Origin of the sequence: Streptomyces sp. NPDC028635 (genome assembly GCF_040637635.1) — a bacterium.
Classification (GTDB): Bacteria; Actinomycetota; Actinomycetes; order Streptomycetales; family Streptomycetaceae; genus Streptomyces.
Genome location: NZ_JBEZWX010000004.1, coordinates 1 through 14,446, shown reverse-complemented (window position 1 = coordinate 14,446; position 14,446 = coordinate 1). Strand labels below are relative to the sequence as shown.

At 74.4% G+C, this 14,446-nt stretch carries 12 protein-coding genes; 7 read left to right on the top strand and 5 right to left on the bottom strand.

The features are described from left to right. Nucleotides 1–18: 18 nt before the first annotated feature. Nucleotides 19–486, top strand: a complete 468-nt coding sequence (locus tag AB0E88_RS05850) for a hypothetical protein (protein ID WP_361624422.1) — start codon at nt 19–21, stop codon at nt 484–486. Further along, complete coding sequence (locus AB0E88_RS05845) at nt 483–1,241, top strand: isocitrate lyase/phosphoenolpyruvate mutase family protein (RefSeq protein WP_361624419.1); 759 nt, start codon at nt 483–485, stop codon at nt 1,239–1,241. Before AB0E88_RS05850 ends, AB0E88_RS05845 begins: the two co-directional genes overlap by 4 nt. Here AB0E88_RS05845 and AB0E88_RS05840 read toward each other — a convergent pair. From AB0E88_RS05840 to AB0E88_RS05825, 4 genes are all read right to left on the bottom strand, one after another. Further along, the gene (locus tag AB0E88_RS05840) at nt 1,235–2,017 is read right to left on the bottom strand and encodes an alpha/beta hydrolase (RefSeq protein WP_361624416.1); all 783 of its coding nucleotides are present in this window, start codon (nt 2,015–2,017) and stop codon (nt 1,235–1,237) included. The two genes, AB0E88_RS05845 and AB0E88_RS05840, sit on opposite strands and share 7 nt — an antisense overlap. After that, the gene (locus AB0E88_RS05835) at nt 2,010–2,594 is read right to left on the bottom strand and encodes a TetR-like C-terminal domain-containing protein (RefSeq protein ID WP_361624413.1); all 585 of its coding nucleotides are present in this window, start codon (nt 2,592–2,594) and stop codon (nt 2,010–2,012) included. The genes AB0E88_RS05840 and AB0E88_RS05835 overlap by 8 nt, the downstream gene beginning before the upstream one ends. A gap of 140 nt (nt 2,595–2,734) precedes the next feature. Then, a complete protein-coding gene (locus AB0E88_RS05830; RefSeq protein ID WP_361625142.1) occupies nt 2,735–5,596 on the bottom strand; it encodes a glycoside hydrolase family 2 TIM barrel-domain containing protein in 2,862 nt (953 codons plus the stop codon). Nucleotides 5,597–5,672: 76 nt separating this feature from the next. Continuing rightward, nucleotides 5,673–6,917 (bottom strand): FAD-binding protein, encoded by a 1,245-nt coding sequence (locus AB0E88_RS05825; protein ID WP_361624410.1) that lies wholly within the window; start codon nt 6,915–6,917, stop codon nt 5,673–5,675. Nucleotides 6,918–7,023: 106 nt separating this feature from the next. On the opposite strand from AB0E88_RS05825, the gene AB0E88_RS05820 reads away from it, so the two are divergent. Together AB0E88_RS05820 and AB0E88_RS05815 are read left to right on the top strand one after the other, a co-directional pair. After that, nucleotides 7,024–7,698, top strand: a complete 675-nt coding sequence (locus AB0E88_RS05820; RefSeq protein ID WP_361624407.1) for a pyridoxamine 5'-phosphate oxidase family protein — start codon at nt 7,024–7,026, stop codon at nt 7,696–7,698. A 57-nt stretch (nt 7,699–7,755) separates the two neighbouring features. Beyond that, the gene (locus tag AB0E88_RS05815) at nt 7,756–9,078 is read left to right on the top strand and encodes a radical SAM protein (RefSeq protein ID WP_361624404.1); all 1,323 of its coding nucleotides are present in this window, start codon (nt 7,756–7,758) and stop codon (nt 9,076–9,078) included. Nucleotides 9,079–9,103: 25 nt separating this feature from the next. Here the strand turns inward: AB0E88_RS05815 and AB0E88_RS05810 are convergent, their stop codons facing one another. Beyond that, nucleotides 9,104–10,648, bottom strand: coding sequence for a N,N-dimethylformamidase beta subunit family domain-containing protein (locus AB0E88_RS05810; protein ID WP_361624401.1), 1,545 nt, complete (start codon nt 10,646–10,648; stop codon nt 9,104–9,106). A 355-nt stretch (nt 10,649–11,003) separates the two neighbouring features. Here AB0E88_RS05810 and rsgA point away from each other — a divergent pair, with 355 nt between their 5' ends. From rsgA to AB0E88_RS05795, 3 genes are all read left to right on the top strand, one after another. Further along, a complete protein-coding gene (rsgA, locus tag AB0E88_RS05805) occupies nt 11,004–12,116 on the top strand; it encodes a ribosome small subunit-dependent GTPase A (protein WP_361624398.1) in 1,113 nt (370 codons plus the stop codon). A 90-nt stretch (nt 12,117–12,206) separates the two neighbouring features. Next, entirely contained in the window at nt 12,207–13,598 is a 1,392-nt protein-coding gene (locus tag AB0E88_RS05800) for an AlkA N-terminal domain-containing protein (RefSeq protein WP_361625139.1), read from the top strand. Beyond that, entirely contained in the window at nt 13,595–14,083 is a 489-nt protein-coding gene (locus tag AB0E88_RS05795) for a methylated-DNA--[protein]-cysteine S-methyltransferase (RefSeq protein WP_361624395.1), read from the top strand. Before AB0E88_RS05800 ends, AB0E88_RS05795 begins: the two co-directional genes overlap by 4 nt. The last annotated feature ends 363 nt before the right edge of the window (nt 14,084–14,446 follow it).

Below are 14,446 nucleotides of genomic sequence, written 5' to 3'. Positions count from 1 at the left end.
CGCGCCTAGCGTGCCGGTATGGACCGACGCACCGACCACACCCCCAGCGCCCCCGCCCAGGCCGTCACCGGCATGGTCGACCACGTGCTCGCGCTCGCCGCCGGCTGGACCGCCTGGGACGGCACGCCCGCGCGGGCCGACGGCCGGGTGTACACCCCGCACAAGGCGATCCGCCGGGTCGCCGACCATCTGATCGACCACCTCGCCGAGTTGGAGGCCAGGTCGGCCGGTGAGCAGCCGCTGCCCGACCACTGGCACGCCTCCGCCGTCACCACGCCGGCCGACCTCGCCCCGTTCACCCGCGAGGACCTGGACGAGGCCCGCAGCCGGCTCACCCGGCTCGCCCGCCTGTGGGCCGTGCGGCTGGACGCGCTCACCGACGACCGGCTCGACCACTCGCCCGGCGACGGCTGGAGCTTCCGCGAACTCGCCCTGCACGTGGCCGAGTCGGCGTACTACGCGGACGCGGTGGGTGATCTCGGGTGACCGCCTTCGCCGCGCTGCACCGCACGGGCGAGCCGTTGCTGCTGCCCTGCGCCTGGGACCACGCCAGTGCCCACGCCCTCGCCGGGGAGGGGTTCCGGGCGATCGGCACGACCAGTCTGGGAGTCGCCGCGGCCGCGGGCAGGCCCGACGCGGCGGCGGCGATCCGCGAGGAGACCCTGCGGCTGGCGCTCGTCCTCGGCCCGGGCCCCTTCCTGCTGACCGTGGACGCCGAGGGCGGCTTCAGCGACGACCCCGGCGGCGTCGCGGAACTGGCCCGCCGCCTGTGGGCGTCGGGAGCCGTCGGGGTCAACCTGGAGGACGGGCCGGGGCCCGCCGCCCTGCACGCCGAGAAGATCGCCGCGGTCAAGGCCGCCGTGCCCGGCCTCTTCGTCAACGCCCGCACCGACACGTACTGGCTCGGCGACGGCGACCTCGCCGAGACCCTGCGCCGCTGCGACCTCTACCGGCGGGCGGGCGCCGACGGGGTCTTCGTGCCCGGGCTGAGCGAGCCCGGGGCGATCTCCGCGCTGGTGCGCCACCTGCCGGTGCCCCTGAACATCCTCTACACGCCGGGCGGCCCCGGCGTCGCCCACCTGGCCGACCTGGGCGTACGCCGCATCAGCCTCGGCTCGCTGCTGTACCGGCAGGCGCTGGGCGCGGCCGTGGGGACGGCGGTCCGGGTGCGGTCCGGGCGGCCGCCCGATGGCACGGCACCGTCGTACGACGCGGTCCGCGCCCTGGCGACGCCTCAGTGAGCGGTGCCGAGCGCTTCCACGACGCCGTCCGCGAACGCCTCCGGGTGCTCGGCCGCTCCGAGGTGGCCGCCCGGCAGTTCCAGGAGCCGGCTGCCGTGGCGCTCGGCGAGGAAGGCGGCCGTCCGGTGCGGCAGTTGGCCCCGGGAGGCGGTGCCGGCGGCGAGGGTGAGGCGTCCGGCGGGGAGGTGCCCGGGAGGTACGTACCCGGAGAAGGGGACGAGGACGCGGGCGAGGAAGACACCCATCGGACTCTCCCACTCCGCGCCCGGAGCCGGCGGCGGGCCCGGTGCCCGCTCCGGTGCCGGGCGTCCGTCCAGCTCCGCGGCCAGCCGGGCACCGGCGGCGGTGAGCCCCGCGCGGCGGTAGGTGTCGTACACCGCCCGGAAGCCTTCGTGCCGCAGGCGCCCGTCGGGCAGCGCGGCCACGCACGGCGGCTCGTGCGCGACGACGTGCCGCAGCCGTCTCGGATGCCGGGCGAGCAGGTCGAGGGCGGCGACGGCGCCGGAGCTGAACCCGAGGACGCACGCCGACCCGTCCGCCGGCAGCACGGAGTCCAGGACGCGGTGCGCCGCCTCGCTCCAGTCCGCCACCCGCTGCTCGGCGACGGGCTGCCCCAGGCGGCCGTGGGCGAGGCCCAGCGGGTCGAGGACGACGACGGTGAAACGCTCGGCGAGGCGCCCGGTCAGCGCGTCCAGCCCCATGGGATGCCCGGCGCCGCCCGGCAGGACCAGCAGCACCGGGCCGCTGCCGTGCACGTCGTGGAACGGCTCAGTCATGGGTGCCCTCCTCGCGGGGCCAGTTCTCCAGGGCCACGTGCAGCGCCTCGATCGCCCGCTCCCAGGACCGCTGGACGTCCCTGGGGGCGCCGAAGCCACCGCCCGCCTCCAGGGCGCAGTAACCGTGGAAGGTGCTGCGCAGCAGGCGCACGGCGTCCGTCAGGTCGGGCTCCTTCAGGCCGTAGGCGCGCAGCATGCCGTAGGTGATCTCCGCGGTGCGGCGCAGGGCGGGGGAGTCGGTGACCAGGGCCTGGTCGAGGCGGATCTGGGTGGCGGCGTAGCGTCCCGGGTGGGCCAGGGCGTACGCGCGGTAGGCGCCGGCGAAGGCGGCCAGCGCGTCCTTGCCGGCCCGGCCCGCCACCGCGGCGGCGATCTCGTCGATCATCTCGCCGCCGGCCAGCAGGGCGAGGCGGGTGCGCAGGTCCTGAAGGTTGCGGACGTGCGAGTACAGGCTCGCGTCCTTCACCCCGAAGCGCCGCGCCAGCGCGGACAGCGTGACGTTGTCGAACCCCGCCTCGTCGGCGAGTTCCGCCGCCGCCGCGACGAGACGGTCGGCCGTGAGACCGGCACGCGCCATGGGGCACCTTCCATTTCCTAGGGGCTCTAGGTAGCAGCCTAGTCCAAGAAGGTCGTGGGCGGGAAGGACACGGGCCGGTCAGGCCCCGAGGGCCGGTTCGCGCATGGCCGGGACCGCGGGAACCCTTCAGCGAGGTCGCGTCAGGCGGCCGGGGAGAAGACGAACGCGAACTCGGCCGGCCCGGCGTGCAGGACGTACTGCGGGAGCGGGCCCGGGCCGCAGGACTGGGAACCGATGCCGTGCTGGCCGTGGTCGAGGTTCACCCAGACCCTGTCGCCCGGCGTGAGGCCGGTGCGGTGGGTCGCCGCGTCCAGCTGCTCCGTCGTCCAGCGCCGCGCGGTCAGCCAGAACTCCGGGTCGCCCTCGACGCGCAGCCCGCCCAGCTCCGCCCACCGCACGTCGGCGCGGGCGCCGTTCTCCTGCGGCCGCACGTACGGCGTCTGCAGCGCGTCCACCGTCGACCGCCACCGCCCGATCAGGGACGCCTCCCGGGTGTCCGGGTACGCCTCACCCGGTCCGCCGCCGAACCAGCGCACCTCGTCGGCCGCCGCCAGGGCGAAGCGGATCCCGAGCCGAGGCAGCGGCACCGTCCAGTCGCCCTCCGGGCCCACGGACACCGTCAGCTTCAGCCGGTCCCCGTCCGACGTCCACCGGTACACCGTGCGCAGTCCCAGGTCCCGCCCGGCCGGCGCCACCCGGGTGCGCACGGTCAGCGCGTCGTCCGCCGCCTCCACCGCGTCGAGGCGGTGCCGCATGCGGTGCAGGCCGAGCGTGCGCCACAGCGGGCCGTGGCGGACCCGGTCCTGCCAGGAGGCGCCGTTGTCGTTGTCGGTCGGCGCCCGCCACACGTCCAGCCGCAGCCCCTCCACGGCCACCTCGCCGACCGTCAGCAGTGCGCCCGTGCGGGCGTCGAAGACGCCGGGCCCGAGCCTGATCCGGCCGCCGCCCGGCACCGGGCGGGACGACGCGGCGACGTGCGGCACCGGGCGCCGTGACACCGTCCACTGCCCCCAGGCCACCTCGTGCCCCCGCGGCGCCCACGCCATGTCCGCCGCCAGCCGTGCGCGCACCGTCCACTGCGTCTCGGCGCCGGGGCGCCGCGTCCCGGGCGGCTCGGGCAGCCTCACGTCGGCGAACTCGCCGGGCGCCAGGGCCGGGACGGTGAGCGGGCCCCGCGCGACGCTCTCCCCGTCCACCTCGTACGACCAGGTGAAGGCCAGCGCGGACAGGTCGGCGAAGTCCTGCTTGTTCGTCACCCGCACGCCGGCACCGTCCGGGCCGCCCTCGACGGCGACCGGCTCGACGACCTTCTTGAACTCCGCCAGGCCGGGTGAGGGCCGCCGGTCGGGGAACAGCAGCCCGTCACAGACGAAGTTGCCGTCGTGCAGCTCCTCGCCGAAGTCACCGCCGTAGGCGTAACCCAGCCCGGGATGGGCGATGCCGTGGTCGATCCACTCCCAGACGAAACCGCCCTGCAGCCGCTCGTACCGCTCGAACAGCCGCTGGTAGTCGGCCAGTCCACCCGGCCCGTTGCCCATGGCGTGGGCGTACTCGCACTGGATGAAGGGCAGCGAGCGCCGCTTGCCGGGACCGCCGTCCAGGCCGCGGCCGATCCGCTCGACCTCCTCGTGGGAGGCGTACATCCGCGAGTGGACGTCCGTGTCGCGGCAGCTGCGGTCGCCCTCGTAGTGCAGCAGACGGGAGGCGTCACGGCCCCGGATCCACTCGGCCATCGCGGTCAGGCCGCGTCCGGTCCCGGCCTCGTTGCCCAGCGACCACAGCACGACGGACGGATGGTTCTTGTCCCGTTCGACCATGCGGGCCGCGCGGTCCAGCAGGGCCGGCGTCCAGCGGTCGTCGTCGACGGGGTTGCCCCGCCAGTTCTGGTGGGTGAAGCCGTGCGTCTCCAGGTCGCACTCGTCGATCACCCACAGCCCCAGCTCGTCGCACAGGTCCAGGAAGGCCGGGTGGGGCGGATAGTGGGAGGTGCGCACCGCGTTGACGTTGTGCCGCTTCATCAGCAGCACGTCCTCCCGCATCGTGGCCACGTCGAGCGCGCGGCCCTTGACCGGGTGCCACTCGTGCCGGTTGACGCCCTTGAAGAGCACCGGTCGCCCGTTGACGCGGATCAGGCCGTCGCGCAGCTCCACCGTGCGGAAGCCGATGCGCAGCGCGACCCGCTCGCCCGCAGTCGCCAGCACCCCGTCGTAGAGGCGCGGTGTCTCCGCCGACCACGGCTGGACCGGGACGGTCACCGACTCGCCGGTGGCGATGTCGACGCCCAGTTCCGGCACCGTGACCCGGCCGTCGGTGTCGGAGTCGACGCGCAGCGTGCCCCGGCCGCCGGCATGGTCGTAGGAGGCGTGGACGAAGAAGTCCGCGGCGCAGCCCGGCGGGCGGTGCAGCAGGGTCACGTCCCGGAAGATGCCCGGCAGCCACCACTGGTCCTGGTCCTCCAGGTAGGAGCCCGCCGACCACTGGTGCACGCGGACGGCGAGCACGTTGCCGCTCGGCCGCAGCAGCTGCCCGACCGCGAACTCGTGCGGCAGCCGTGAGCCCTTAAAGGTTCCGAGGTCCGTGCCGTTGAGCCACACCCGGGCGCAGGACTCCACCCCGTCGAAGCGCAGCACGGCGCCGCCGCCGGCCGGCCAGTCGGCGGGCAGGTCGAAGACGCGCAGATGGTCGCCGGTCGGGTTCTCGGAGGGAACGCGGGGCGGGTCGACCGGGAACGGGTAGACGTGGTTGGTGTAGGCGGGCGCGCCGTGGCCCTGAAGCACCCAGTGCCCGGGGACCGTGACGTCCGTCCAGTCACCGGCGTCGTAGCCGGGCTCCGCGAACGCGTCGTCCTCGGCGTCGGCCGTTTCCGACAGCCGGAACCGCCACGTGCCGTTCAGCGACAGCCGCGCCGCGTCCGAGGCGGCGTACCAGGTGCGCGGCGGCAGCAAGCCGTCGCCGGGGGAGACGTTCTCGAGGTACTCGGCAGTGGTCGTGCGCAAGGTGATCGGTCTCCGGACGGGGCGAGGTCGGAAAGCGGTCGCGAGAGTCCCGGGGGCCGGGGGAAGAGCCCGGGCCTCACGCTCACTCCGCGAGGAGTTCCCTCACGAACGCGTTGGTGAACGTGCCCGCCGGGTCCAGCTCCCGCGCGAGCGCGCGGAAGTCGGCGAGCCGGGGGTAGCTCTCGCGCAGCGCCGGGACCGGGGTGGTGAACACCTTCCCCCAGTGCGGCCGGGGCGCGAAGGGCTCCAGGACCTCCTCCAGCCGGCCGAGCACCGCGAGGACCGCCGGCGTGTCCGCCACCCAGGTGAAGTGCACCGCCACACTGTCCCGCCCGCTGGACGGGCTGAGCCACTGCGCGTCCGCCGCGACCGTGCGCACCTCGCAGATCTGCAGGACGGCCGCAACCGTGTCCCGGATGCCGTCGATCGCTTGCAGTGCGCCGAGAGCGTGCTCGCGCGGCAGCAGGTACTCGCTCTGCAGTTCCGCCCCGCTGCTCGGGGTGAACTCCGCCCGGAAGTGCGGCAGTCGCTCGTGCCAGGGCCCGGGCACGCCGAACTGAGCGGTGCAGTTGCGCGCCGGCATCCCCGGCACCGGGTGCAGCGCCACCTTGGCGGGCACGGCCCACGGGAAGTCCGGCAGCGGCTGGTCGGTGCGCCGCTTGCGCCAGACCTGGGTGAAGCCCGGCGCCCGCCAGTCGGTGAACAGACTGACGCTGTAGGCCGAGGCCGCCACCGTCTCGAAGTCCAGTCCTTCCAGCGGCAGTTCCGTGTACAGATGCTGCTCGACCTCGAAGGCCGGATCCAGGTCGAGGGTGAGCGCGGTGACGACACCGAGCGCGCCCAGCGAGGTGACCGCGCCGCCGAACCGCTCGTCGCCCCGGGCGATGACGACGGTGGAGCCGTCCGCCGTGACGATCTCCACCTCCCGTACGGCGTCGGCGAGCGGCCCGTTGCCGACGCCGGAGCCGTGGGTGCCGGTCGCCACCGATCCGGCCACCGAGATGTGCGGCAGGGAGGCCATGTTCGCCAGGGCCAGCCCGTGGGCGTGCACCCGGCGGGCCAGCTCGGCGTAGCGCACGCCGCCGCCCACCCGCACGGTGCGCGCCGCCGTGTCGACGTCGACCTCGGCCGGCAGTGCGTCGAGCGAGAGCAGGACGCCCTCGGCGCCGGGGTCGGCGAGGGCGTTGAAGGAGTGCCCGCTGCCCAGCACCCGCACCCGCTCGCCGCCCGCCACGACCGCGCGCAGCGCGTCGAGCGAGCGCGGCCGGTGCAGCTCCTTGGCGGTGTACGTGATGTTGCCCGCCCAGTTCGTCACGCTCTCGGCCATCGAGGCGCCCCTCCGCATCTACTGATTCCGTTGTGTATGGACTAGAAGACTGCTGATTTCATCGTGCGCATCGCTTCGGCAGTGCGTATTCGGTAGGTTTTCCCGTATGACGCCACAGCCACTCCCCGCCGCCCTGCCGCTGACCGATCGCACCCGTCACCGCCGCCTGCGGGAGCAGGGCAGTCTGGCCCGGGCGGATCTCGACGCGATCCTGGACGCCGGGTTCGTCTGCCACCTGGGCGTGGTGACCGGCGAACGGCCCCTCGTCGTGCCGACCGTCTACGGTCGCGACGAGCGGTGGCTGTACGTCCACGGCTCCGTCGCCAGCCGCAGCCTCGCCGGCTCCACGCCCGTGTGCGTCACCGTCACCCACGTGGACGGTCTGGTCCTCGCCCGGTCCGTCTTCGAGCATGGCGTCAACTATCGCAGCGCCGTGATCCACGGCGAGGCCCGCACCGTCACCGACCCCGAGGAGAAGCTGGAGGGCCTGCGCCGGCTCACCGAGCACGCGACGCCGGGCCAGTGGTCCTACGCGCGCCGCCCCAGCCGCAAGGAGCTGGCCGCCACCACCCTGCTCGCCGTCTCCCTGGAGGAGGCCTCCGTCAAGATCCGCACCGGCGCGCCCGACGACGGCGGCGGCCCCGACGCCGAGCTCGGCCTGTGGGCCGGAACCCTGCCCCTCACCCAGGTCTGGGGCGCCCCCGTCCCCGACCCGCTGCTGCCCCCGGACACCCCCGTGCCGGCACACATCGCGCGGCGTGAGGGGACCCGCCACGGCTGATGCCGGAGGCAGGGCATACCGTGAGGAGTCGTACGCCTGAACCGGGAGGAGAGTCGCATGGGCAGCCGTACCGGGCTGGTCGAGGATCTGATGGAGCGGTTTCCGCAGGTGCCGCGGGAAGCCGTTTTCAAGGAGGACCTGCTGCGCGGCGGTGTCGCCTTCGACCCGTCGGCGCTGAGCGACAACGAGAGCGGTGAGGTGAAGCCGAAGTCGTACTTCATCTTCTCCTTCGACCACGGCACGCTGCCGGAGCTGGGTGAGGCCGCGCTGCGCCGGCCGCCGGAGGAGATCATCCTCACCGGCGGACCCTACGACCTGCGCCGCACGGTCGTCTCCGTCCGGGTCAACCCCGCCTCGCCCTACCGGGTCGCCGCCGCCGAGGACGGGATGCTCGGCCTCTACCTCGACGGCAAGCGCATCGCCGACGTCGGTGTGCCGCCGATGCCGGAGTACTACCGGCACAAGCTGTCCAACGGGAAGTCGGTCATGGAGGTGGCCCCCACCATCCAGTGGGGCTACCTGATCTACCTCACCGTCTTCCGGGTCTGCCAGTACTTCGGCGCCAAGGAGGAGTGCCAGTACTGCGACATCAACCACAACTGGCGTCAGCACAAGGCCGCCGGCCGGCCCTACACCGGCGTGAAGGACGTCGAGGAGGTCCTCGAGGCCCTGGAGATCATCGACCGCTACGACACGCAGAAGGCGTCCACCGCCTACACGCTGACCGGCGGCGCGATCACCAAGACCGTCTCGGGACGCGACGAGGCCGACTTCTACGGCCACTACGCCAAGGCCATCGAGGAGCGCTTCCCCGGCCGCTGGATCGGCAAGGTCGTCGCCCAGGCGCTGCCCAAGGCGGACGTGCAGCGGTTCAAGGACTACGGCGTGCAGATCTACCACCCCAACTACGAGGTGTGGGACGAGTACCTGTTCAAGATGTACTGCCCCGGCAAGGAGCGGTACGTCGGCCGTGACGAGTGGCACAAGCGGATCCTCGACTCCGCCGAGATCTTCGGCGCGCGCAACGTCATCCCGAACTTCGTCGCGGGCGTGGAGATGGCCGAGCCCTTCGGCTTCAAGACGGTCGACGAGGCCATCGCCTCCACCACCGAGGGCCTGCGCTTCTTCATGTCGCACGGCATCACGCCCCGCTTCACCACCTGGTGCCCCGAGCCCACCACACCGCTCGGCAAGGCCAACCCGCAGGGCGCGCCGCTGGAGTACCACATCCGGCTGCTCCAGGCCTACCGGCAGACCATGGAGGACTTCGGCCTCTCCTCGCCCCCCGGTTACGGCCCGCCCGGCCCCGGCCGCGCCGTCTTCTCCGTCTCCTCCTTCATGGACAGCCTCCCGGCGCAGGACGCGGCCCCGGTGAGCTGACGGACCCGGCCGCCGCCGGCCGCGCTCACGCGCCGTACACCGCGGTGGTGTCGGGGCGCGGCGGCGGCCTGCGGCGGGCGGCCGGCCCCTCGGCGAACGCGCGCAGCAGGTTCTCGGTGGTGCGCGTGACGAAGGCGCGGGTACGGCCGTCCATGCCGTGGTCGTGCCCGAGTTCGCCGGTGCCCGCCACCAGGCCCTCCACCCAGCGCATCGTGCCGGTCGCGAACACCCCCGCCCCGCTCGCCACCGTGTAGTACGCCGAGTCGCTGTGGCTCGCCCGGCCGTGGCACACCAGCGGCGAATGAGCGATGATCTCCAGAGGACCCGGAGTCGGGGAGTCCTCGGGCACCCGGTCGTACTCCACGCCGACGAGATGCGGGAAACCCTCCCCGGGGCGCACCCCCGTGCCGTCGTACAGCCAGTGGTCGGCCGCGTGGACGACGTAGGGCGCGTCGGCCGGGAAGCCCTCGTAGAGCACCCCGGTCAGCGACGACTCGGGGTCGGGCGCGGGCGGCAGCCGGAAGTCGGTGGTGACCTGGGCGGGGCGGGAGCCGTAGCAGGGGTCGGCGCGGAAGGCGCTCTTGTAGCAGACCACCGTGCGTGCGTCCGCCGCCGCGCCGGGCTCCAGGCGGACCCGGCGGAAGCAGGTGTTGGCGCCGAGGAACGCGACGTTGGTGCCCGCGTCCCGGGCGGCGGTGACGTGGTCGCGCTGCTCCGGCGTCCAGTACTCGTCGTGCCCCAAGCACACCACGGCGTGCGCACCGCGCAGCACCGAGGGGTCGCGGTGCACGTCGATGCCGGTGGTGTACGCCAGGGGAATGCCGAGCCGCTCGGCCAGCACCACCAGCGCCCGCTCGTACACCAGGAACTTCTCCGCGCCGCTGCCGTCGTACGGGCGGTCGAAGGTCACCGCGAGGGAGCGGGACGCGTAGTCCCCGAGCGGCCCGGCGTACAGGCTGCTGCCGCCCCACTGGTTGTACGCCTGCCAGGTGGCCGGGGCGTGCAGCAGGACCGTGCGGCCCGCGCCCTCGGCGGAGCGCACGACCAGCGGGACGTAACGCCGGTATCCGCTCTCCGACTCCAGCCGCAGCAGATACGCCCCCTCCGGCCAGCCCCCGGTGTGCACGGTGAGGGTGGCCGGCCAGTCGGCGTGCACGGTACGGGTCTTCGGCAGCAGCCGCGGCGCGGGCCGGGCACGACCGGGTATGCGGTCCGACGCCCAGATCAGCCGGGCCTGCCGTCCGCCGTACCAGCCGACCCGGAACGCGGCGACCCGGAACGACGGGGCGGTCGTCGACACGTGCAGCGCGAACTCCTCGCCGGGTGTCACGCTCACCCGGTCGGTGTAGCCGGCCACGGCGTCCTGCGGTCCCGTCGCGCCCAGCCGCCAGTCGGCGGTGCCCGGAGCGTCCTGTTCCGCCTCGGGCCGGTGCCGGCCGGTGTGCGGGGCGGCGGAGTGGGGCCCGCCCGGCCACGCCGTGCACGCGGCGGCGCCGAGGCCCGCACCGGCGCACAGGCCGAGGAAGCGGCGGCGACCCGGCCCGCCCGGCGCGCCCGTTCCGTCTGCCACGGTCACGTCACCTCCCGCACGTGCGCCCGGCTCAGCGTCGCCACGCACGGCGCCACGCGCAACCGGAGGAGCCGCGCGCGGCCGGCGGTGAGGAGCCCGCACGCGACCGGAGGAAAAAAACAGTGGCGCCCCGTGTCCCGCCTTCCCTAAGGTGAGAGCCATCCGAGCGGTGGCCTCCCGGTCACCGCCACCGCAGGTGTGAGGACGAGGAGGTGTCGACCGATGGCTGTCGTTGCGACGGGCGCTGCCCGCATCCAGGAATCCATCACGTCCACCTCCGTGGCCACCGGCTGACCGAACCCGCCGCGCCGATCGCGCGCGCCTGCCGGGGCCGCCCCTTGCGAAGGGTCACCCCTTGAGCGCCAGCTCCGCTTCCTTCTCCACCTTCACCGCTTTCTCCGCTCTCGCTCCCTACGGCTGGGACGAGGACTGGGCCGACGCGTTCGCGCCGTACACCGCCGAAGGGCTGCTGCCCGGCCGGGTCGTCCGCGTCGACCGCGGCCAGTGCGACGTCGTCACCGCCGACGGCACCGTCCGCGCCGACACCGCCTTCGTCACCCCGCACGACCCGATGCGGGTCCTGTGCACCGGCGACTGGGCCGTCGTCGAACCCGGCGGCACCCCCCGTTACGTACGCGCGTACCTGCCGCGCCGCACCGCCTTCGTGCGGTCCACCTCCTCCAAGCGATCCGAGGGGCAGATCCTCGCCGCCAACGTCGACCACGCCGTCGTCGCCGTCTCCGCCGGCGTGGAACTCGACCTCGGCCGCATCGAACGCTTCCTCGCCCTCGCCTGGGAGTCCGGGGCGCAGCCCGTGGTGGTGCTCACCAAGGCCGACCTCGTGCCGGAACCGGCGACGCTCGGACACCTCGTCCAGGACGTCGAGACCGCGGCGCCCGGCGTACCCGTGCTGACCGTCAGCGCCGAGCGGGGCGACGGGCTCGACGTGCTCGCGGCCGTCCTCGGCACCGGGACCTCCGTCCTGCTCGGGCAGTCCGGCGCCGGCAAGTCCACCCTCGCCAACGCGCTGCTCGGCGCGGACGTGATGGACGTCCAGGCCGTCCGGGACATCGACGGCAAGGGCCGGCACACCACCACCACGCGCAACCTGCTCGCCCTGCCCGGCGGCGGGGTCCTCATCGACACCCCCGGCCTGCGCGGCGTCGGCCTCTGGGACGCCGGGACCGGGGTCGGCCAGGTCTTCGCCGAGATCGAGGAGCTGGCCGAGGAGTGCCGGTTCCACGACTGCGGCCACGAGAGCGAGCCGGGATGCGCCGTACGGGCCGCCCTCGAGGCGGGCGAGCTGCCGGAGCGGCGGCTGGAGAGCTACCGCAAGCTCCAGCGTGAGAACCAGTACATCGTCGCCAAGACCGACGCCCGGCTGCGCCAGGAGCTCCGCAAGGAGTGGAAGCGGCGGGGGGCGGCCGGGAAGGCGGCGATGGAGGCCAAGCGGGGACGCTACAGCTGAGGTCACCTCCGGGGGCCGGGGAGCCGGCTCACCTCCACGTCCGATTTCCGCCAGTCGGGGGGTCCCGGATGGCGGAGACTGGGTCTCGTGATGGACGAGGACAGCAGGTACGAGGCCGTGCGCAGCAGGGACGCCCGGTTCGACGGCGAGTTCTTCTTCGCCGTCGAGACCACCGGGATCTACTGCCGTCCCAGCTGCCCGGCCGTGACACCGAAGCGTCGCAACGTGCGGTTCTTCGCGACGGCCGCCGCCGCGCAGGGCTCCGGGTTCCGGGCCTGCCGGCGGTGCCGTCCGGACGCCGTGCCCGGCTCGGCCGACCACGACGTCCGCGCCGACGTCGTCGGCCGTGCCATGCGGCTGATCGGCGACGGCGTGGTCGACCGCGAAGGCGTCGCCGGGCTCGCCGTACGCCTCGGCTACAGCGCCCGGCAGGTGCAGCGGCAGCTCACCGCCGAACTCGGGGCCGGGCCGGTCGCGCTGGCCCGGGCGCAGCGGGCGCACACCGCGCGCGTGCTGCTGCAGACCACCGAGCTGCCGATCACCGAGATCGCGTTCGCGTCCGGGTTCGCCAGCGTGCGGCAGTTCAACGACACGATCAAGGCGATCTACGCCTCCACCCCGAGCGAACTGCGGGCCGCCGCGCCCGGCGCCCGACGGGACGACATGCCCGGCGCCGGCATCCCGCTGCGGCTCGCCCACCGGGGGCCGTACCGGGCGGGCCCCGTCTTCGACCTGCTGGCCCGCGAGGCCGTGCCCGGCGTCGAGGAGGTCGGCGGCCGGCCCGGCGCCCGCACCTACCGGCGCACGCTGCGGCTGCCGTACGGCACCGGGATCGCCGCCGTCGCGGAGCGCACCGGCACCGAGACCAGGGCCTCGGCCGCCCACCCCGGCGGCTGGCTCGACGCCCGGCTCCACCTCACCGACCCGCGCGACCTCACCACGGCCGTCCAGCGGCTGCGCCGCCTGTTCGACCTGGACGCCGACCCGTACGCCGTCGACGAGCGGCTCGGCGCCGACCCGCGGCTCGCCCCGCTCGTCGCCGCCCGACCCGGGCTGCGCGCACCGGGCGCCGCCGACCCGGAGGAGGTGGCGGTGCGCGCCCTGGCCGGACCGGCCGAGACCCGGCGCCTCGTCCTCGCCTACGGCAAGCGGCTCGACGCGCCCTGCGGCAGCCTCACCCGCCTCTTCCCCGAGCCGGCCGTCCTCGCGCAGGCCGAGCCCGGCGGCCCGCTCGGCTCGCTGGCCGCCGCGCTGGCCGACGGCCGTCTGCGGCTCGATCCCGGCGCCGACCGGGACGACGCCGAACAGGCCCTGCGCGCACTGCCCGGCATCGACGCCGCCGCCGTCGCCGTGATCCGCGCCCGCGCGCTCGGCGACCCCGACGTCGCCCCGCCCGGCCGGGCCCTGCCCGACACCTGGCGCCCCTGGCGCACCTACGCCGTACAGCACCTGCTCGTCGCAGGGGAGTTGGAGAACCGATGACCACCCAGACCTACTTCACCCGCCTCGACAGCGAGATCGGGCCGCTGCTGCTCACCGCCGACCCGGACGGCGCGCTGACCTCGCTGTCCGTGCCGGAACAGAAGGGCGGCCGGACCGTCCAGGACGGCTGGCGGCACGACGACGGCCCCTTCCGCGCGGCGGCCGAGCAGCTCGCCGCGTACTTCGCCGGCGAGCTGAAGGAGTTCGACCTGCCGCTGCGGGCGCACGGCACCGCGTTCCGGGAGCGGGTGTGGGACGCCCTGGACTCCCTGCCGTACGGGGCGACCACGACGTACGGCGAGATCGCCGCGCGGATCGGTGCGCCGCGGGCCGCCGTGCGCGCCGTCGGTGGCGCGATCGGGGCGAATCCGTTGCTGGTGCTGCGGCCCTGCCACCGGGTGATCGGGGCGGACGGATCGCTCACGGGGTATGCGGGTGGGCTCGAGCGGAAGACGCGGCTGCTGGCCTTGGAGGGGGTGCTGTAGGGAGGGGGTGCTGTAGGGGGCGTGTGCCTGCGGCGCCTGTGCGGGTTCGTTGTGGCTGGTCGCCGTTGCCTGCGGCTCCTGTGCGGGTTCGTTGTGGCTGGTCGCCGTTGCCTGCGGCTCCTGTGCGGGTGCGTTGTGGCTGGTCGCGCCGTTCCCCGCGCCCCTTTTGTGCCTGCGGCGGCCCGTTGCGGTGCGTGGTGGGCTGGTGTCGCGCCTGCGGCCGGTTCGCACGGCGGGGCCGGGGTGGGGGGTGTCCGTCCTCGGTCCGGCCGGCCGTTTCCGACGAGCGCTCAGTGTCTCGGTGCCGGACGCTGCGGGCGGACACCCCGCACCCGCGTACGGCGGCAAGGGGCCGGGGTGGGG